Source organism: Streptomyces sp. NPDC031064 (genome assembly GCF_055570965.1).
The window spans coordinates 458,632-477,742 of the sequence record NZ_JBVIGF010000007.1; the positions used below are offsets into that span (position 1 = coordinate 458,632).

The 19,111-nt window shown below is 72.5% G+C and carries 19 protein-coding genes; 3 read left to right on the plus strand and 16 right to left on the minus strand.

Translation table 11 applies throughout. The features are described 5' to 3' along the window. Window positions 1-99: 99 nt before the first annotated feature. The 5 genes from der to aroH all read right to left on the minus strand — a co-directional run bounded on the left by der (window position 100) and on the right by aroH (window position 4,486). The gene (der, locus tag ACZ46W_RS26480) at window positions 100-1,548 is read right to left on the minus strand and encodes a ribosome biogenesis GTPase Der (protein ID WP_468342223.1); all 1,449 of its coding nucleotides are present in this window, start codon (window positions 1,546-1,548) and stop codon (window positions 100-102) included. A gap of 57 nt (window positions 1,549-1,605) precedes the next feature. Then, a complete protein-coding gene (locus tag ACZ46W_RS26485; protein ID WP_468342226.1) occupies window positions 1,606-2,250 on the minus strand; it encodes a lysophospholipid acyltransferase family protein in 645 nt (214 codons plus the stop codon). After that, on the minus strand, window positions 2,247-2,909 hold the full coding sequence (cmk, locus tag ACZ46W_RS26490; RefSeq protein ID WP_468342367.1) for a (d)CMP kinase: 663 nt from the start codon (window positions 2,907-2,909) through the stop codon (window positions 2,247-2,249). Before cmk ends, ACZ46W_RS26485 begins: the two co-directional genes overlap by 4 nt. Window positions 2,910-3,041: 132 nt before the next feature. Next, the gene (locus ACZ46W_RS26495) at window positions 3,042-4,127 is read right to left on the minus strand and encodes a prephenate dehydrogenase (protein ID WP_468342229.1); all 1,086 of its coding nucleotides are present in this window, start codon (window positions 4,125-4,127) and stop codon (window positions 3,042-3,044) included. Then, window positions 4,124-4,486: a chorismate mutase gene (aroH, locus tag ACZ46W_RS26500; protein WP_366131503.1), complete on the minus strand. Its 363-nt coding sequence runs from the start codon at window positions 4,484-4,486 to the stop codon at window positions 4,124-4,126. The genes ACZ46W_RS26495 and aroH overlap by 4 nt, the downstream gene beginning before the upstream one ends. A 100-nt stretch (window positions 4,487-4,586) precedes the next feature. Between aroH and ACZ46W_RS26505 the strand changes: the two genes are divergently transcribed. Genes ACZ46W_RS26505 through ACZ46W_RS26515 form a run of 3 tightly spaced genes read left to right on the plus strand, consistent with a single transcriptional unit; the run spans window position 4,587 to window position 6,125 of the window. Next, a complete protein-coding gene (locus ACZ46W_RS26505) occupies window positions 4,587-4,922 on the plus strand; it encodes a DUF952 domain-containing protein (protein WP_468342233.1) in 336 nt (111 codons plus the stop codon). Window positions 4,923-4,975: 53 nt separating this feature from the next. Further along, the gene (locus ACZ46W_RS26510; protein ID WP_468342236.1) at window positions 4,976-5,422 is read left to right on the plus strand and encodes a Rieske (2Fe-2S) protein; all 447 of its coding nucleotides are present in this window, start codon (window positions 4,976-4,978) and stop codon (window positions 5,420-5,422) included. A gap of 10 nt (window positions 5,423-5,432) precedes the next feature. Further along, window positions 5,433-6,125 (plus strand): nucleotidyltransferase domain-containing protein, encoded by a 693-nt coding sequence (locus ACZ46W_RS26515; RefSeq protein WP_468342239.1) that lies wholly within the window; start codon window positions 5,433-5,435, stop codon window positions 6,123-6,125. 13 nt (window positions 6,126-6,138) lie between these two features. Here the strand turns inward: ACZ46W_RS26515 and ACZ46W_RS26520 are convergent, their stop codons facing one another. The 11 genes from ACZ46W_RS26520 to ACZ46W_RS26570 form a co-directional block, all read right to left on the minus strand. After that, on the minus strand, window positions 6,139-7,167 hold the full coding sequence (locus tag ACZ46W_RS26520) for an ADP-ribosylglycohydrolase family protein (protein WP_468342241.1): 1,029 nt from the start codon (window positions 7,165-7,167) through the stop codon (window positions 6,139-6,141). Next, window positions 7,164-7,907, minus strand: coding sequence for an NUDIX hydrolase (locus tag ACZ46W_RS26525; RefSeq protein WP_468342244.1), 744 nt, complete (start codon window positions 7,905-7,907; stop codon window positions 7,164-7,166). Before ACZ46W_RS26525 ends, ACZ46W_RS26520 begins: the two co-directional genes overlap by 4 nt. Before the next feature lie 209 nt (window positions 7,908-8,116). Next, complete coding sequence (locus ACZ46W_RS26530) at window positions 8,117-9,235, minus strand: pseudouridine synthase (protein ID WP_366131497.1); 1,119 nt, start codon at window positions 9,233-9,235, stop codon at window positions 8,117-8,119. Further along, window positions 9,235-9,816, minus strand: a complete 582-nt coding sequence (gene scpB / locus ACZ46W_RS26535; RefSeq protein WP_468342247.1) for an SMC-Scp complex subunit ScpB — start codon at window positions 9,814-9,816, stop codon at window positions 9,235-9,237. The genes ACZ46W_RS26530 and scpB overlap by 1 nt, the downstream gene beginning before the upstream one ends. Continuing rightward, window positions 9,816-10,967, minus strand: a complete 1,152-nt coding sequence (locus ACZ46W_RS26540) for a segregation and condensation protein A (protein WP_468342250.1) — start codon at window positions 10,965-10,967, stop codon at window positions 9,816-9,818. Before ACZ46W_RS26540 ends, scpB begins: the two co-directional genes overlap by 1 nt. Window positions 10,968-11,017: 50 nt before the next feature. Further along, complete coding sequence (locus ACZ46W_RS26545) at window positions 11,018-11,542, minus strand: hypothetical protein (protein WP_468342370.1); 525 nt, start codon at window positions 11,540-11,542, stop codon at window positions 11,018-11,020. Further along, complete coding sequence (locus ACZ46W_RS26550; RefSeq protein ID WP_064072041.1) at window positions 11,539-12,564, minus strand: ParA family protein; 1,026 nt, start codon at window positions 12,562-12,564, stop codon at window positions 11,539-11,541. The genes ACZ46W_RS26545 and ACZ46W_RS26550 overlap by 4 nt, the downstream gene beginning before the upstream one ends. 446 nt (window positions 12,565-13,010) lie before the next feature. Then, window positions 13,011-14,126: an alanine dehydrogenase gene (gene ald, locus ACZ46W_RS26555; RefSeq protein ID WP_468342374.1), complete on the minus strand. Its 1,116-nt coding sequence runs from the start codon at window positions 14,124-14,126 to the stop codon at window positions 13,011-13,013. A gap of 142 nt (window positions 14,127-14,268) precedes the next feature. Next, complete coding sequence (locus ACZ46W_RS26560) at window positions 14,269-16,326, minus strand: tetratricopeptide repeat protein (protein WP_468342253.1); 2,058 nt, start codon at window positions 16,324-16,326, stop codon at window positions 14,269-14,271. A gap of 152 nt (window positions 16,327-16,478) precedes the next feature. Next, entirely contained in the window at window positions 16,479-17,105 is a 627-nt protein-coding gene (locus ACZ46W_RS26565; RefSeq protein ID WP_468342256.1) for an NUDIX domain-containing protein, read from the minus strand. Window positions 17,106-17,190: 85 nt separating this feature from the next. Then, entirely contained in the window at window positions 17,191-18,855 is a 1,665-nt protein-coding gene (locus tag ACZ46W_RS26570; protein ID WP_468342259.1) for a CTP synthase, read from the minus strand. Window positions 18,856-19,111 lie beyond the last annotated feature (256 nt).

Genomic DNA, 19,111 nt, shown 5'->3' on the forward strand with positions numbered 1-19,111 from the left:
ACACCACGCGAGGGGCGGGGGGGGGAACCCCCCCCCCCCCCCCCCCCCCCCCCCCCCCCCCCCCCCCCCCCCCCCCCCCCCGCCGCCGTCGTCATGAAGTCACTTCTTGCGGCCGCGCTTCTCGCGCACGCGCACCGAGATGTGGATCGGGGTGCCCTCGAAGCCGAACTCCTCGCGCAGCCGGCGCTCGACGAACCGCCGGTAGCCGTGCTCCAGGAAGCCCGACGCGAACAGCACGAACCGCGGCGGCTTGGTGCCCGCCTGCGTACCGAACAGGATGCGCGGCTGCTTGCCGCCCCGGATCGGGTGCGGGTGGGCCGCGACGAGCTCGCCGAGGAAGGCGTTCAGCCGCCCGGTGGGGACGCGGGTCTCCCAGCCGGCCAGCGCCGTCTCGATCGCCGGGACGAGCTTGTCCATGTGGCGGCCGGTGCGGGCGGAGACGTTGACGCGCGGGGCCCAGGAGACCTGCTGCATCTCGGTCTCGATCTCGCGCTCCAGGTAGTAGCGGCGCTCCTCGTCGAGCTCGTCCCACTTGTTGTACGCGATGACGAGCGCGCGGCCCGCCTCGACGGCCATGGTGATGATCCGCTGGTCCTGGACGGAGATGGACTCGGTGGTGTCGATCAGGACGACGGCCACCTCGGCCTTCTCGACGGCGGCGGCGGTACGCAGCGAGGCGTAGTAGTCCGCGCCCTCCTGGAGGTGGACCTTCTTGCGGATACCGGCGGTGTCGACGAACTTCCAGGTGGTGCCGCCGAGTTCGATGAGCTCGTCGACCGGGTCGCGGGTGGTGCCGGCCATCTCGTTGACGACGACGCGCTCCTCGCCGGCGACCTTGTTGAGCAGGGACGACTTGCCGACGTTCGGGCGGCCGATGAGCGCGATGCGGCGCGGGCCGCCGACGGCGGTGCCGAAGGTCTGCTCCGGGGCCTCGGGCAGGGCCTTGAGGACCTCGTCCAGCAGGTCGCCGGTGCCACGGCCGTGGAGGGCGGAGACGGGGAACGGCTCGCCGAGGCCCAGCGACCAGAGCATGGCGGCGTCTGCCTCGCCGGAGGGGCCGTCGACCTTGTTGGCGGCGAGGACGACGGGCTTTCCGGCCCGGCGCAGCAGCTTGACGACGGCCTCGTCGGTGTCGGTGGCGCCGACGGTGGCGTCCACGACGAAGACGACCGCGTCGGCGGCCTCGATGGCGTACTCGGCCTGGGCGGCGACGGAGGCGTCGATGCCGAGGACGTCCTGCTCCCAGCCGCCGGTGTCGACGACCTTGAAGCGGCGGCCGGCCCACTCGGCCTCGTAGGTGACGCGGTCGCGGGTGACGCCGGGCTTGTCCTCGACGACGGCCTCACGGCGGCCGATGATGCGGTTCACCAGGGTCGACTTGCCGACATTCGGCCGGCCGACGACGGCGAGGACCGGGAGCGGGCCGTGCCCGGCCTCCTCGATCGCGCCCTCGACGTCCTCGATGTCGAAGCCCTCTTCGGCGGCGAGCTCCATGAACTCCGCGTACTCGGTGTCGCCGAGTGCCCCGTGGTCGTGCTGGTCGTTCATGAAGTCCGTTCCTCGTTCATCATCGGCGGATCGAGCGATCCGCTACTCAAGTCTGGCTCAGCGCCCGGTGAGGCGCTTGGCGTTTTCCAGGTGGGCGGTGAGCCGCTCCTGGATACGTACGGTGGCGTCGTCCAGCGCCTTGCGGGTGCGGCGTCCGGAGCCGTCCCCCGCCTGGAAGGCGTCACCGAAGACGACGTCGACGCGGCTGCGCAGCGGGGGCAGCGCCTTTATCAACCGTCCGCGGCGGTCGGTGCTTCCCAGGACGGCGACCGGGACGATGGGGGCGCCGCTGCGTACGGCGAAGTACGCGAGGCCGGCGCGCAGCGACGCGAAGTCGCCCTCGCCCCGGGTGCCCTCCGGGAAGATGCCCAGCACGCCGCCGTGCGCCAGCACGTCGAGGGCGCCGGTGATGGCGGTGCGGTCGGGCGCCCCGCGGTCCACCTTGAGCTGGCCGATGCCCTCCAGGAACGGGCCGAGCGGTCCCTTGAACGCTTCCTTCTTGATCAGGAAGTGCACGGGCCGGGGCGCGGTGCCCATCAGCATGGGGCCGTCGAGGTTGTGCGCGTGGTTGACGGCGAAGATCACGGGCCCGGAGGCCGGGACCCGCCAGGCGCCGAGGACGCGCGGCTTCCACAGCCCGTACATCAGGCCGATGCCGATGCCCCGGCCGACCGCGGCGCCCTTCTCGGAGGGTGGGGTCACGCGGCGGCTCGCTTCTCCTCGATGAGGGTGACGACGCACTCGATGACCTGCTGGAGGGTGAGGTCGGTGGTGTCGACCTCGACGGCGTCGTCCGCCTTGGCGAGCGGGGACGTCTTGCGGCTGGAGTCGGCCGCGTCCCGCTTGATCAGCGCCTCGCGGGTGGTGTGGACGTCGGCTCCCTTGAGCTCGCCGGAGCGGCGGGCGGCGCGGGCCTCGGGGGAAGCGGTGAGGAAGATCTTCAGGTCGGCGTCGGGGAGGACGGTGGTGCCGATGTCCCGCCCCTCGACGACGATGCCCTGCTCGGCGCTCGCGGCGATGGACCGCTGGAGCTCGGTGATCCGCTCCCGCACCTCGGGCACGGCGCTCACGGCGCTGACCTTGGAGGTGACCTCCTGGGTCCGGATGGGCCCGGAGGCGTCCACGCCGTCGACGGTGATCGTCGGGTGGGAGGGGTCGGTGCCGGAGACGATGGTGGGCTTGCCGGCCGCGGAGGCGACGGCGTCGGCGTCGTCGACGTCCACACCGTTGGTGATCATCCACCAGGTGATCGCCCGGTACTGCGCGCCGGTGTCCAGGTAGCTGAACCCCAGCTTGGCGGCGACCGCCTTGGAGGTGCTCGACTTGCCCGTGCCGGAGGGGCCGTCGATGGCGACGATCACGGATTCCACGGTGTCGGACACCTTCCTGGTACGCGGGAGAGGGCCGGCCGGATGCCAAGGGGCCCGGCACAAGGTTACCGACTGCTGCCCGTACCCCTTGCACCCATTCGGGTTACGCCCGCCGCCGGGGGGTCACTGCCGCAGTGCCCAGCCCCGCTCCCGGAGGGCCGCCGAGAGGACGGGGGCGGAGGCGGGCTCGACCATGAGCTGGATGAGGCCCGCCTGCTGGCCCGTCGCGTGCTCGATGCGGACGTCCTCGATGTTGACGCCCGCCCGGCCCGCGTCCGCGAAGATGCGGGCGAGCTCGCCGGGCTGGTCGCTGAGGAGGACGGCGACCGTCTCGTAGGCGACCGGGCCGCCGCCGTGCTTGCCGGGGACCCGGGCGCGGCCGGCGTTGCCGCGGCGCAGCACGTCCTCGACGCCCGTGGCGCCGTCGCGCCGCTTGTGCTCGTCGGCGGACTGGAGGGACCGGAGGGCCTCGACCGTTTCGTCCAGGTCCGCGGCCACCCCGGCGAGGACGTCGGCGACCGGGCCGGGGTTCGCCGACAGGATCTCGACCCACATGCGCGGGTCGGACGCCGCGATGCGCGTCACGTCCCGGATGCCCTGCCCGCACAGCCGCACCGCCGTCTCGTCGGCGTCCGCCAGCCGCGCGGCGACCATCGACGACACGAGCTGCGGCGTGTGCGAGACCAGCGCGACCGCCCGGTCGTGGGCGTCCGCGTCCATGACGACCGGGACCGCCCGGCACAGGGCGACCAGCTCCAGGGCGAGGTTGAGCACCTCGGTGTCGGTGTCCCGGGTGGGGGTCAGCACCCACGGGCGGCCCTCGAAGAGGTCGGCCGTCGCGGCCAGCGGGCCCGAGCGCTCCTTGCCGGACATCGGGTGTGTGCCGATGTACGCGGAGAGGTCGAGGCCCATCTCCTCCAGCTCCCGCTTCGGTCCGCCCTTGACGCTGGCCACATCCAGGTAGCCGCGGGCGACCCCGCCGCGCATGGCCTCAGCGAGGGTGGCGGCGACGTACGCCGGCGGTACGGCGACGATCGCCAGGTCGACGGGGCCCTCGGGCGGCTCCTCGGTGCCCGCGCCGCGCGCGGCGGCGGTACGGGCCCGGGCGGGGTCGTGGTCGACGAGGTGGACGGTGACGCCGCGCCCGGTCAGCGCGAGGGCGGCCGAGGTGCCGATCAGCCCGGTTCCGATGACGACTGCGGTTCTCACTGGGCGATGTCCTTGCGGAGGGCGGCCGCGGCGCCGAGGTAGACGTGCGCGACGGCGGACTTGGGCAGGTCGGTCTCGACGTGGGCGAGCAGGCGCACCACGCGGGGCATGGCGCCGGCGATGTCCAGCTCCTGGGCGCACAGCAGCGGGACGTCCACGATGCCGAGCTCGCGCGCCGCCACGGCCGGGAAGTCGCTGTGCAGGTCGGGCGTCGCGGTGAACCAGATGCTGATCAGGTCGTCGGCGGTGAGGCCATTGCGCTCCAGTACGGCGGTGAGCAGCTCGCCGACCTGGTCGCGCATGTGCCCGGCGTCGTCCCGCTCCAGTTGGACGGCCCCTCGGACCGCTCGTACCGCCACGTGCCTGCTCCTTCGTCCGTGCCGCTCGCGCGTGTGCTGTCGTTCAGCCTAGTCAGCCGGGGCGGCCGCGCCGGATGTGTCCGGCATGCAGACTGTCGGCATGCTGCTTCATGTCGTACCGGAGCCCGAATGGACGGCCGGCCCCGAGGCCCCGTACCGCCCCGCTTCGCTGGCCTCCGAGGGTTTCGTGCACTGCTCGCCCGACGAGGACACGGCGCTGGCCATCGTCGAGGCCCACTACCGGGACGTGCCCGGTCCGCTGCTCCTGCTGGTGATCGACGAGGCGCTGCTGACCGCCGAGGTCCGCTGGGAGGGCTCGGCCGACCGGCGCTTCCCGCACGTGTACGGTCCGCTCGACCGCGCCGCCGTCGTGGGCGTGCGGGAGATCCGCCGTGATGGGGCCGGCCGCGTCACGGGGCTCGCTCCCCGGGCGTAAGTGTCAGCGCGGTTGCTTCGCCCCGGGGGGCGCCGGGGGCCAGGATGCGGCCCATGAGTCCAACACCCGCCCCCCGCCGTACCGTCCTCGTCGCCGCCGCCTCCACGACCGCCGCGCTGGTCACGGGCTGCGGCGGCGAAGGCCCCTCGTCGCCCGCTTCCCCCGCGCCACCCACGTCCACACCCACGTCCACGCCTACGCCGCGGCCGCCGGACGGCGAGCTGGCCCGCACCACCGACATCCCGGCCGGTGGCGGCACGATCTTCAAGGACCGCAAGGTCGTGGTGACCCAGCCGCGGGAGGGCGAGTTCAAGGCGTTCTCCGCCGTCTGCACCCACCAGGCGTGCATCGTCGCCACGGTGGAGAACGGCACGATCAACTGCGTCTGCCACGGCAGCCGGTTCCGCATCGCCGACGGCTCGGTCGCCCGCGGCCCGGCCACCCGGCCGCTGCCCGCCGAGCAGATCACCGTGACGGGGGACAGCATCCGCCTGACGTAGGGTCTGGCTCATGCCGACCCCCGACGAACTGGTGCGCGACCACACGATCTACTCCTGCGTCATGGGGTCGCGCGCCTTCGGGCTGGCCACGGACGGCAGCGACACCGACCGCCGTGGTGTGTTCCTGGTCCCCACCCCGCTCCAGTGGCGGTTCGACAAGCCGCCCACGCACATAGAGGGCCCGGCGGAGGAGCAGTTCAGTTGGGAGCTGGAGCGCTTCTGCGAGCTGGCCCTGCGCGCCAACCCCAACATCCTGGAGTGCCTGCACTCCCCGCTCGTCGAGCACGTCGACGACACCGGTCGCGAACTCCTCGCGCTGCGCGGCGCGTTCCTGTCCCGCCAGGCGCACCAGACGTTCGGCCGGTACGCGACCGGCCAGCGCAAGAAGCTCGACGCGGACGTCCGCCAGTACGGCGCTCCCCGCTGGAAGCACGCCATGCACCTTCTGCGCCTCCTGGCGAGCTGCCGTGACCTGCTCCGCACGGGCGAGCTGGTGATCGACGTGGGGGACGCGCGCGAGCGGCTGCTCGCGGTCAAGCGCGGCGAGGTGCCCTGGCACGAGGTCGAGTCGTGGATGGCCCGGCTGGCCGCCGAGGCGGACGAGGCGGCCGTGAGGTCCCCGCTCCCGCCCGAACCGGACCGGCGGGCGGTCGAGGACTTCCTCTTCCGCACCCGCCGGGCGTCGGCGCTGCGGGCCGGGTAGCCGGCCGGCGGGGTCAGGCGTCCCAGAGCGCCCCCAGCGTCAGCAGTTCGCTGCCGTACTCGATCCGGTCCGCCCACTCCTTCGGCCATGCCCCGGCGCCGAGGTGGGCACCGGCGAACGCGCCGGCCAGGCAGGCGATGGAGTCGGAGTCGCCCTTGGTGCAGGCGGCGCGGCGCAGGGCGGTGAGGGGGTCCTCCGGGAAGAGCAGGAAGCACAGGAGGGCGGTCGTCAGGGCCTCTTCGGCGATCCAGCCCTCGCCCGTCAGCAGGCACGGGTCGGTCTCGGGGTCGGCCGTGCGCAGCGCGGCGTCCAGCGTGCTCAGCGCGTCGGCGCACTCGTCCCAGCCGCGCTCGATGAACGCCTGCGGCGTGGCGTCGTGGGAGTACGTCCACAGGTCGCCGAGCCACTGCTGGTGGTAGCGGGAGCGGTTCTCGTACGCGTACGAGCGGAGCTGCCCGACCAGGCCCAGCGGCTCGGCGCCCTGCGAGAGCAGGTACACCGCCCGGGCGGTGAGGTCGGAGGCGGCCAGCGCGGTGGGGTGGCCGTGCGTGAGGGCGGCCTGGAGCTGGGCGGCGCCGGCGCGCTGTTCCTGGCCGAGTCCCGGGACGAGCCCGATGGGCGCGACCCGCATGTTGGCGCCGCAGCCCTTGGAGCCGATCTGGCTGGCCTCCTGCCAGGGCCGGTCGCCGCCGGTGTCGAGCTTCCGGCAGGCGACCAGGCAGGTGCGGCCGGGCGCCCGGTTGTTCTCGGGCGAGTGGTACCAGTCGACGAACTCCTCGCGCAGCGGCCGGACCAGCCGCAGCGGGGTGAGCGGGCCCCGGCCGAGCGCGGTCCGGACGGCACGGGCCAGCGCGAGGGTCATCTGGGTGTCGTCGGTGACGATGGCGGGCTTGGGCAGGGCCATCCCGCGCCAGGGCCCGAACTTGGCGAGGATGGCCGGGACGTCGTTGAACTCGGTCGGGAAGCCCAGCGCGTCGCCGAGCGCGAGCCCGATGAGCGAGCCGGTGGCCGCCTGCTTGGTGATGGTCCTGGACGTGATCATTCCTGCCGTCCTTCCGGTCGCAGCAGTGGCGGGTGCAGGGCCGTGGCCTCTCCCGCCCGGTACAGAGCGGCCGGTTTCCCCCGTCCGCCGGTGAGGCGCGGCGGCCCTTCCACGGCCTGGACGAAACCGGGTGTGGTGAGGACCTTGCGCCGGAAGTTGGGGCGGTCGAGCTCGACGCCCCACACCGTCTCGTACACCTGCCGCAGCTCGCCGAGGGTGAACTCGGGCGGGCAGAAGGCGGTGGCGAGGCAGGTGTACTCGAGCTTGGCGCCCACGCGCTCGTGCGCGTCGGCGAGGATCGTGTCGTGGTCGAAGGCGAGGGGCCCGTACGAGCCGTACGGCAGCCACTGCGCGTGCGCCGCGTCCCCGCCGCCCCTGGGCTCCGGCAGGTCCGGCACGAGGGCGGTGTACGCGACGGAGACGACCCGCATCCTGGGGTCGCGGTCCGGGTCGCTGTAGGTGCGGAGCTGTTCCAGGTGGAGGCGGGCGGCGGTGGCGTCGGACAGGCCGGTCTCCTCGGCGAGCTCGCGGCGGGCGGCCTGTCCGGCGGACTCCCGGGGCAGCACGAACCCGCCGGGCAGGGCCCAGCGGCCCTTGTAGGGCTCCTGGCCGCGCTGGACGAGCAGGACCTGGAGCGTGTCCTCGCGGACGGTGAAGACGGCCAGGTCGACGGTGACGGCGAACGGCTCGAAGGCGTACGGGTCGTAGCCGTCGGGACGCGGCTCGCGCGGCGCGCTCATACCCGCATCACCCCCACCGCGCAGGCGCCGGGGCCTGAGCCACCCCCGTGGGTCCAGGTCCGCCGGCCGTACGCGGCAAGGGTGATGGGGAGTCGCAACGCCGCCTCCTTAAGAGTCACCTTGACTATAAAGGTGACCGAGCGTCCCCCACAAGCGCGAAAGCCCGTGGCCTTTCCGCAGGCCACGGGCTTTCGTACGGGTATGGGCTGTTACAGCCCGACTTCCTTCATCAGCATGCCGACCTCGGTGTTCGTCAGGCGGCGCAGCCAGCCCGACTTCTGGTCGCCGAGCTGGATCGGACCGAACGCGGTCCGTACGAGCTTCTCGACCGGGAAGCCCGCCTCGGCGAGCATGCGGCGCACGATGTGCTTGCGGCCCTCGTGGAGCTGCACCTCGACCAGGTAGTTCTTGCCGGTCTGCTCGACCACCCGGAAGTGGTCGGCGCGGGCGTAGCCGTCCTCGAGCTGGATGCCCTCCTTGAGCCGCTTGCCCACCTCGCGCGGCAGCGGGCCGGTGATGGCGGCCAGGTAGGTCTTCTTCACGCCGTACTTCGGGTGCGTGAGGCGGTGGGCCAGCTCACCGTGGTTGGTGAGCAGGATGATGCCCTCGGTCTCCGTGTCGAGCCGTCCGACGTGGAAGAGCCGCGTCTCACGGTTGGTGACGTAGTCGCCGAGGCACTGGCGGCCGTCCGGGTCCTCCATCGTCGAGACGACACCGGCGGGCTTGTTCAGCGCGAAGAAGAGGTACGACTGGGTCGCCACGGTCAGCCCGTCGACCTTGATCTCGTCCTTCTCCGGGTCGACGCGCGTGCCCTGCTCGATGACGATCTTGCCGTTGACCTCGACCCGGCCGGCGTCGATCAGCTCCTCACAGGCACGCCGGGAGCCCATGCCGGCGCGGGCGAGCACCTTCTGGAGCCGCTCGCCCTCCTGGTCCCCGAACGTCTTGGGGGTCTTGATCTGGGGCTTGTTCGCGTACCGCTCCCGGTTGCGCTCCTCGATCCGGGCGTCCAGCTCACGCGGGCGCGCCGGGGTCGTGCGGCCGCCACCGCGCTGGGGGGACTGCTTGGGTCCGCCCTTGGCGCCGCCGCGGGCCGCGGCGCCGCGGCCGCGCTTGGGGGCCTCGGAGGGGCCGCCCACGTCGTAGCTGCGCTCCTCGGGGCGGGGGCGGCGCGGGTTGCTCCCGCGCTTGGGGCCCTGGCGGTCGTCGCGGCTGTTACCGGCACCCCGGTAATTGCCGCGGCCGCCGCTGCTGCCGCGGCCGCCGCTGTTGCCACCACGGCTCCCGCCGTTGTTTCCGCTGCTGTTCCTGCCGCTGCTGCTTCGCATCAAAGTTCCGTCTTGTCGTCGTCTGGATCGAACGACGGGATCCCTTCCTGCGTCTCTGCCTCGATCGCGTCCGCCTCGGGGAGGAAGGGCGCGAGCTCGGGGAGCTCGTCCAGGCCGCGCAGGCCCATCCGCTCCAGGAAGTAGTTCGTCGTCCTGTACAGGATCGCACCTGTTTCGCGTTCCGTGCCCGCCTCCTCGACCAGACCCCGCTGGAGGAGGGTGCGCATGACCCCGTCGCAGTTCACCCCGCGCACCGCCGACACCCTCGACCGGCTCACCGGCTGGCGGTACGCGACGACCGCGAGGGTCTCCAGGGCGGCCTGGGTGAGCCGGGCCTGCTGCCCGTCGAGGACGAAGCTCTCCACGGCCTCCGCGTACTCGGGGCGCGTGTAGAACCGCCACCCGCCGGCGACCAGCCGCAGCTCGAACCCCCGCCGCTGGACGTCGTACTCGTCGGCCAGCTCGCGCAGCGCGTCGGCGACCTCGCGGCGCGGCCGGTCCAGCACCTTGGCGAGGTGCTCCTCGGTGGCGGGCTCGTCGACGACCATGAGGACGGCCTCCAGGGCCGGCTTCAGCTCCATCACGTCTCCTCCTGGTCCTCCTGGCCGCTCTCGCGGTCGAACTCGTCCGTCACGGCCACACCGTCCGTGCCCGTCCACCGCACGACGAGCTCCCCCAGGGCTTCGTCCTGCTCCAGGGCGACGGCCTTCTCCCGGTACAGCTCCAGCAGCGCCAGGAAGCGGGCCACCACGGTGAGCGTGTCCGGGGCGTCCTCGGCCAGCTCCCGGAAGCTCACCTCGCGCCGCTCGCGCAGCCGGGCGATCACCACTTCGGCCTGCTCCCGGACGCTGACCAGCGGGGCGTGGATGTGGTCGACGTACACCTGCGGCTTGGCCCTGGGCTGCATGGCCTTGACGGCCAGCCTGGCGAACCCCTCGGCGCCGATGCTGATGACGACGTCCGGCAGCAGCTCGGCGTGGTGCGGTTCGAGCCCCACCGTACGCGGGTACCGCCGCCCCTCGCTGTCCAGCCGGTCGCTGAAGATCTCGGCGACCTGCTTGTACGCGCGGTATTGGAGCAGCCGCGCGAACAGCAGGTCCCGCGCCTCCAGCAGCGCGAGGTCCTCCTCGTCCTCCACCTCGGCGGCGGGCAGCAGCCGGGCGGCCTTGAGGTCGAGCAGCGTGGCGGCCACGACCAGGAACTCCGTGGTCTGGTCGAGGTCCCAGTCGGGCCCCATGGCCCGGATGTGCGCCATGAACTCGTCGGTGACCTTGGACAGGGCGACCTCGGTGACGTCCAGCTTGTGCTTCGAGATGAGCTGGAGCAGCAGGTCGAAGGGTCCCTCGAAGTTCGCCAGCCGCACGGTGAACCGCCCGTCCGTGACGTCCGGAACGGGTTCCGGCGCCGGCTCGGCGGCGGCCGGGGCGGGCTCCTGGGACTCGGCGGCGGCCGTGAGGGGGTCCTGGGGCTCGGCGGCGGCCGTGAGGGGCTCCGCGGCGGCCGGGGCGGGCTCCTGGGGCTCGGCGACCGGCTCGGGGGCTCTCTCGGCGACCGGCTCGCGGACCGGCCCCCGGGCGGCCTCCTGGGCTTGCGTGACCGGCTCCGGTACGGCCGGTGCGGCCGGCGGGGGCGGCGGCTCCGGCGCCCGGGAGCCGGGGGCCTCCGGCCGTGCGGCCCCCGGGCCGCGGCCGAGGGCGCGGCGGCGGGGGGTGGGAGCGTCGGTCGGGGGCATCCTGGTCCAGGGGCGAAGCGGAAACGGGCGGCGGCCCGCGCAGGCTACCGTCAGCGCCCGCGCAGGCGCCGCACGAGGATGCTCGCGTCGCCGCGCGACTCCAGGTCGGCCAGCACCACGGCGACCGCCTCGCGGACGATGCGCCCGCGGTCGACGGCGAGGCCGTGCTCGCCGCGCAGGACCAGGCGCGCGTGCTCCAGGTCCATGAGTTCCTCGGCGGAGACGTACACGGTGATCTTCTCGTCGTGCCGTTCGCGTCCGCTGGGCCGCCGGTTCGCCGCGCGTCCCCGGCGGCGGGCCGGCGCCGGGGCGGCCGCCTTCGCGGGCGGCGAGGCCGGCGCGGCGGGCGCGGGCGCCGGGTCCTCCGCCGCCCGGCTGCGGGGCTCCGCCGCGTCCGCCTCGGCGGCCGAGTGCTCCTCCGGAGCGGAGGCGGAGGCGGGGGCCGCCGCCGAGGTGTCACTCTCGCCGGCCGGCGCCGGCACCCGCGGCTCACCGTTCTGGCGGCGCGGGGTGGACGACTGAAGCGCCATGCCCCCTGTCGTACGGAACAACTCGTCGGCACCGGGCAGACTCACTCGGCGTGACACCGGGCGAGCACCTCCCTGGCGAGCTGGCGGTAGGCGGCCGCACCGACCGAATTCGAGGCGTACGTGGTGATCGGCTCACCCGCGACCGTGGTCTCCGGGAAGCGCACGGTCCGGCCGATCACCGTGTGGTACACGTGGTCGTCGAAGGCCTCGACGACGCGCGCGAGCACCTCCCGGCTGTGCACCGTGCGCGAGTCGTACATCGTGGCGAGGATGCCGTCGAGCTCCAGCTCCGGGTTGAGCCGCTCCTGGACCTTCTCGATGGTCTCGGTCAGCAGCGCGACGCCACGCAGCGCGAAGAACTCGCACTCCAGCGGCACTATCACCTTGTGAGCGGCCGTCAGCGCGTTGACGGTCAGCAGACCGAGCGAGGGCTGACAGTCGATCACGATGTAGTCGTAGTCGTTCAGCAGCGGCTTCAACGCCCGCTGGAGCGTGGACTCGCGCGCGACCTCGCTCACCAACTGCACTTCAGCGGCTGACAAATCGATATTGCTGGGCAGCAGGTCCATGTTGGGCACGGCGGTCTTCAGCAGGACCTCGTCCGCCGACATGCCGCGCTCCATGAGCAGGTTGTAGACGGTGAGGTCGAGCTCCATCGGGTTCACGCCGAGACCGACCGACAGGGCTCCCTGCGGGTCGAAGTCGACGAGCAGGACCCGCCGTCCGTACTCCGCGAGCGCGGCACCCAGGTTGATGGTCGACGTCGTCTTGCCCACGCCGCCCTTCTGGTTGCACATCGCGATGATCTTCGCGGGACCGTGGTCGGTCAGCGGTCCGGGGATCGGGAAGTACGGCAGGGGCCGTCCGGTGGGGCCGATCCGCTCGCGGCGCTGGCGGGCAGCGTCGGGGGCGAGGGTGGCCGCGTACTCGGGGTCGGGCTCGTACTCGGCGTCAGGGTCGTAGAAGTGCCCCTCGGGGACTTCGTCGTAGGCGGCGAAGTGGGTGGACTCTCGGCCACTCTCGTTGCCGGCCATGGCGTTCACGTGTTGGCCGTCCATCATCTTCATCGTGTGGGCTGTCGTCATGTACTGCTGGCCGGCCGCGAAGGTTCGGACAGCGACCGAGCCGGCATCGCCGACCGTTCCTGGCTGACCACCTCCGGGAGTAAATGTCGACTCATTCACAAGTCGTCTTACCTCCTTGGAAGTGGCCAGGAAACTTATCGATAGGTCAGCGTGGCACCATGCCGACGGTTGGCGACTCTATGGCGTGTCACCGCTCCGCAGCAACACAATCGCCCGGACGCGGGCCGATGTGTCGGCAAAGAAACACTCCCCTGTCAAGGGCGCACGGCCACGCATCGACACGTTTCGCGGGTGTGCGAAACGGTTAAAGGGTTACGTTCGAGACGACTTGAGCGTCGGTCAGGAGGCCGCCGGACACACGTCCGGCCGGACCTCGTCGAGCAAGGTCCGGCCGGATGTGTGAGGTTGACTGTTCCCGTTGACGGGCGTCAGCCGATGAGCGAGCTCAGCTCGACGTGCTCGAGGCCGTGAGCCTCGGCGACCTCCCTGTAGACGACCTTGCCGTCATGGGTGTTGAGGCCCTTGGCCAGCGCCGGGTCGCGGCGCAGCGCCTCGACCCAGCCGTTGTTGGCCAGCGAGACGATGTACGGCAGCGTGGCGTTGGTCAGCGCGTACGTGGAGGTGTTCGGCACCGCGCCCGGCATGTTGGCGACGCAGTAGAAGACCGAGTTGTGGACGGTGAACGTCGGCTCGGCGTGCGTGGTCGGACGGGAGTCCTCGAAGCAGCCGCCCTGGTCGATCGCGATGTCGACAAGGACACTTCCGGGCTTCATCTTGGCGACGAGCTCGTTGGTGACCAGCTTCGGGGCCTTGGCGCCCGGGATGAGGACGGCGCCGATGACGAGGTCGGCCTCGGTGACGGCCTTCTCCAGCTCGAAGGCGTTGGAGACGACGGTCTTGACCTTCGTGCCGAAGATCTTGTCGGCCTCGCGCAGCTTGTTGATGTCACGGTCGAGCAGGGTCACGTGGAAGCCCATGCCGACGGCGATCTGGGTGGCGTTCCAGCCGGAGACGCCACCGCCGATGACGACGGCCTCGCCGGCGTGGGTGCCCGGGACACCGCCCGGCAGGACGCCGCGGCCACCGGCCGAGCGCATCAGGTGGTAGGCGCCGACCTGCGGGGCCAGCCGGCCCGCGACCTCGGACATCGGGGCGAGCAGCGGCAGGGCGCGATTGGCGGTCTCGACCGTCTCGTACGCGATGGCGGTGGTGCCGGACTCGATCAGGGCGTCCGTGCACTCGCGGGAGGCGGCGAGGTGGAGGTAGGTGAAGAGCGTCTGATCCTTGCGGAGGCGGTGGTACTCCTCCGCGATCGGCTCCTTGACCTTGAGCAGCAGGTCCGCGGTGGCCCACACCTCGTCGGCGGTGGGGAGGATCTGCGCGCCGGCGGCGACGTACTCGTCGTCCGTGATCGAGGAGCCGACTCCGGCGTTCTGCTCGATGAAGACCTGGTGGCCGTTGCGGACGAGCTCGTGCACGCCGGCGGGGGTGATGGCCACCCGGAACTCGTTGTTCTTGACCTCGCGGGGGATGCCGACCTTCACGTCGATCACGGTCCTTGGCTTTGGGGGTACGGGGGCAATGCAATACATACCCGGATGCACAGGACGCACCGGGATACACCGCGGTCAATCGCGGCTCACCCAGTCTATTGAAGGGTCTGCCGTTGTCTAGCCTTGCAAAGCCCTAATCTTTGGCTGAAGCACTGCGGATTTCGTAGGCAGCCCCACCGGCGGAGTCCTCCGTTCCCAGCAGTCGGTCAGCCGCCGCCCGGTGCAGCCGGGCCGCTGCGGGGTCGCCGAGCCGGTCGAGCGTGTCCGCGAGCCGGAGCTGGAGCGCCGCGAGAAGCCGCACGTCCTTGGCCCGGCGCGCCCACTCCACGGCCTCCTCGCAGGTGCGCAGGCAGTCCTGCGGCCGGCCGGCGTACTCCTGGACCCGGGCCGCCTCGCTCAACGCCCGTGCGTGGCCCGCGAGATCACCGAGTCGGCGATATCCGGCCGCGGCCGCCCGCCAGTTCCGCAAGCCCTCGCCGTACCGGCCCTCGTAGGTGTGTACGGCACCGAGCCTGCCGTACAGCCGGGCCTGGTCCGCCCGCTCGTCGCGGGCCAGGCGCTGGGACAGGGCCCGCCCGTACCAGTCGGCGGCCCGCTGCCAGTCCCCCAGCTCCTGGTACGCGCCCCCTACGGATTCCATCGCGCGGCTGATCGCGTACGGGTCGTTCGCGAGCCTTCCGGCGTCCAGGGCGGCCCGGTAGCGGGCCAGCGCGTCGGTGGTGCGGCCGGTACGGGCGTCCAGGTCGGCGAGGTTCAGCAGGGCGGCGGCCCGCTCGCGGTGCAGGCCACGCCGCTCGGCGACGTCCAGCACGAGCTGGTGCAGCCCGTACAGCTCGGGCGCCGCCTCCTCGGTGCCCCGGTGCGCGGCGAGCACCCGGACGAGGGCGGCGACCAGGCGGCGGGCCAGGGTGTCGAGCTCCCCGTCGGCGACGGCGACCCGGGCGGCGGCCAGCAGCGCGGGCTGCCGGGTGCGCAGCCACTCGGCGGCGGCCTCGCGGCTCGGGAAGCGCAGCGCCCGGGGCATCCCGGCGAGCTTGCGCCGGGCGGGCGAGCCCTCCGGCTCGGTGACCGCCCGGCAGGACTGGAGCAGCCGTACGGTCCGCTCCAGCATCCGGGCGCGGGCGAGCTGCACCTCGGCGGGCCGGTCCTCGGTGTCGAGCCGCTCCCTCAGCAGCGGCATCAGGCAGCCGGGCACCTCGTACTGTTCGGCGTCCGCTTCGTGGAGGAGCCCGAAGGCGGCGAACCCCTCCAGCATCGACCGGGCCGCCGACACCGAGCAGCCGGCCAGCGCGGAGGCGGTGTGGGCGTCGGCGAGACCGACCGGGGCGAGGGCGAGCAGGCGGAGCATGCGCGCGGCGGGCGCGGGCAGCGCCTCGTAGGCCAGCCGGAAGGCGCGGGCCAGCGGGCGGGAGGCGGCCGGGCGGTCCGGCTCGTCGGGCAGGGAGCGCAGCCGTTTGGTGAGGTCGGCGACGGACGACATGGGGCGGGCGGCGAGCCAGCCGCCGGCCAGCACGAGGGCGGCGGGCTGGCCGCCGCACAGCTCGGTGAGCGTCTCGGCGGCCTGCGGGTCGACGGTGATCCGTACCGAGCCGGTGAAGCTGTCGAGCAGTTCGATGGCGGACTTGGCGTCCAGTCCGCCGACGGTGCAGGGCCGTACGTCCGGGATGCCGGTGAGCGGGCCCCGGGCGACGGCGACGACCAGGCAGTCGGGGTTGTCGGGGAGCAGCGCGTCGACCTGCTCGGCGTTCGCGACGTCGTCCAGCAGCAGCAGGGCGCGGCGCTCGGCGAAGGTGTCCCGGAGGAGCTGGGTCAGCTCGTCCTCGCCCGCCCCGGCGGGGGCGGGGACGCCGATCCGGTCCAGCAGCCCGCGGGCGACCCGCTCGACGGGCACCGGCCGGCCACCGGGCTCGGTGAGCCGGGCGCGCAGCACGCCGTCGCGGTAGCCGCGGGCGAGGTCGCCGACGAGTTCCTCGGCGAGGGCGGTGCGCCCGCTGCCGGGCCGTCCGGCGATCAGCAGGACCCGGGCGCGCGGCGAGGGCCGCCCGGCGAGGGTGTCGAGCCCGGCGCGGGCGATGTCGGCGCGCAGCTCCTTGAGCTCGCGCACCCGCCCGAAGAACCGACGGCGCCCGGCCCGCGTACCGGACCGGTCCGCACCGCCCGAGCCGCCGAAGTCCACCGCCTGATCCGTCACGGGCCACGCTCCCGTCCGCCTGCGCACGTGCTGATCCCGCCGGATCCCCGGGCGGGCGATCCGAGCGTAGTTCAGCCTCCGGTACGCACCTCGTGGACCACGGCCGCCGAGTCCCTCAATCGGATCAGCCGATCGTCACACCGGCCCGGGGTCTATGCCTCGAACGGGCGGGCCGGCCAGGGGGCTTCCGCCGGACGAAGGGCGTCCAGGCCGTCGCCCGCGCGGGCGGCGAGGACCGACAGCACGCCCACGACCAGGCAGTTGTTGTGCAGCTCGCCCGCCAGGACGCCCCGTGCCAGCTCGTCGAGCGGCACCCGGGCGACCTCCATGTCGGCCTCCTCCTCGGCCACCTCGAACCGCTCGCCCTCCGCCGCCGACAGACCGCGCGCGAGGAAGATCCGCACGGCTTCGTCGCAGCCGCCCGGGGTGGTGTACACGTCCGTGAGCACGTTCCACTTCTCGGCCTTGACGTGCGCCTCCTCGTACAGCTCGCGCACCGCCGCGCTCAGCGGGTTCTCGCCGGGCACGTCCAGCAGACCGGCCGGGATCTCCCAGAGCTTGTGCCGCACCGGGTGGCGGTACTGGCGCAGCACGAGGACCCGGTCCTCGTCGTCGAGGGCGAGGACGGCGACCGAGCCGGGGTGGACCTGGTAGTCCCGGCGTACGACGGACCCGTCCGGCATGACCACGTCGTCGGCGCGGACACTCGTCTTGTTGCCACGGAACGGCACCGTCGACGCGGTGACCTGCCACTCCTCGGGCGTGTCCTTGATGGTCATGTAAGACGTCCTCCCTCGTGCAGAAGAAAACCGGGGCACGTGCCGTGATCAGGCCCGTACCCCGGTCAACCGTATCTCTAGCGGACTACTTGCCCGTCTTCCGCGCCCCCTGCTGCCGTTCGACGGCCGCCTTCACCAGACCCGCGAAGAGCGGGTGCGGGCGGGTCGGGCGCGAGCGCAGCTCCGGGTGCGCCTGGGTGGCGACCAGGTAGGGGTGCACCTCGCGCGGGTACTCCACGTACTCGACGAGCTTGTTGTCCGGGGACGTGCCCGAGAAGACGATGCCCGCCTTCTTCTCCAGCTCGGCGCGGTAGGCGTTGTTCACCTCGTAGCGGTGACGGTGCCGCTCGTCGACGTACGGCTGGTCGCCGTAGACCTCGCGGACGATCGAGCCCTCGGCGAGCTTCGCCGGGTACAGGCCCAGGCGCATCGTTCCGCCCAGGTCGCCCGCGCCCTCGACGTAGGCGAGCTGCTCCTCCATCGTCGAGATGACGGGGTGGGAGGTGGCCGGGTCGAACTCGGTGGAGTTGGCGTCCGTGATGCCCGCCAGGTTCCGCGCGGCCTCGACCACGATGCACTGGAGGCCCAGGCACAGGCCCAGCAGCGGGATCCTGTTCTCGCGTGCGTACTGGATGGCGCCGACCTTGCCGTTGACGCCGCGCTCGCCGAAGCCGCCGGGGATGACGATGGCGTCGACGTCGCCGAGCTGCTTGGCGGCGCCCGCCTGCGTCTTGCAGTCGTCGGAGGTGACCCACTTGACCTTGACGCGGGCCTTGTTGGCGAAACCGCCGGCGCGCATGGCCTCGGTCACCGACAGGTAGGCGTCGGGCAGGTCGATGTACTTGCCGACCAGCGCGACCGTGACCTCGTGGTCGGGGTTGTGCACGCGGTCCAGCAGGTCGTCCCAGGTCGTCCAGTCGACGTCGCGGAACGGCAGGTCCAGCTTGCGCACCACGTACGCGTCCAGGCCCTCGGTGTGCAGCACCTTCGGGATGTCGTAGATCGACTTGGCGTCGATGGCCGCGACCACGGCCGCCTCGTCGACGTCGCACATCAGCGAGATCTTGCGCTTGATCGCGGTCGGTACGTCACGGTCGGCGCGCAGCACGATCGCGTCCGGCTGGATACCGATGTTGCGCAGCGCGGCCACGGAGTGCTGGGTCGGCTTGGTCTTCAGCTCGCCGGACGGGCCGATGTAGGGCAGCAGCGAGATGTGCACGACGAAGACGTTGTCGCGGCCGACCTCGTGGCGGACCTGGCGGACGGTCTCCAGGAACGGCAGCGACTCGATGTCGCCGACCGTGCCGCCGACCTCCGTGATCACGACGTCCACGTCGTCCGTCGCCATGCGGCGGATGCGGGACTTGATCTCGTTGGTGATGTGCGGGATGACCTGCACGGTGTCGCCGAGGTACTCGCCGCGCCGCTCCTTGGCGATGACCTGGCTGTAGACCTGGCCGGTGGTGACGTTGGCCGAGCCGTCGAGGTCGACGTCGAGGAACCGCTCGTAGTGGCCGATGTCCAGGTCGGTCTCGGCGCCGTCGTTGGTGACGAACACCTCGCCGTGCTGGAACGGGTTCATCGTGCCCGGGTCGACGTTGAGGTACGGGTCGAGCTTCTGCATCGTGACCCGAAGGCCCCGGGCCTTGAGGAGCGCACCCAGGCTGGAGGCGGTCAGGCCCTTGCCGAGGGAGGACGCGACACCCCCGGTGACGAAGATGTGCTTGGTCGTCGTGGATTTGGGCGGCATGGCCAAGAGGGGGCTCCCGTGGTCGCGGTCTGGAGGTGCGTACCGGCGTCCGGTCCGGAGGATTCCGGGGAGTTCCGGGGGTGCCGTCGCTGCGGTTCGGGGGCCGCCGATTCGAGGTGCGGCGCCCACCGGTCCACGGGCTACCAGGGTATCAGCGACCCGGCACCCCCGCTTCCGCCCACACGCGCCGCGCCGCGCCGCCGTCGCGGGAGGCTCCGGGGACACGCAGCGCACGCGTGCCGATACCGGCTGCGCA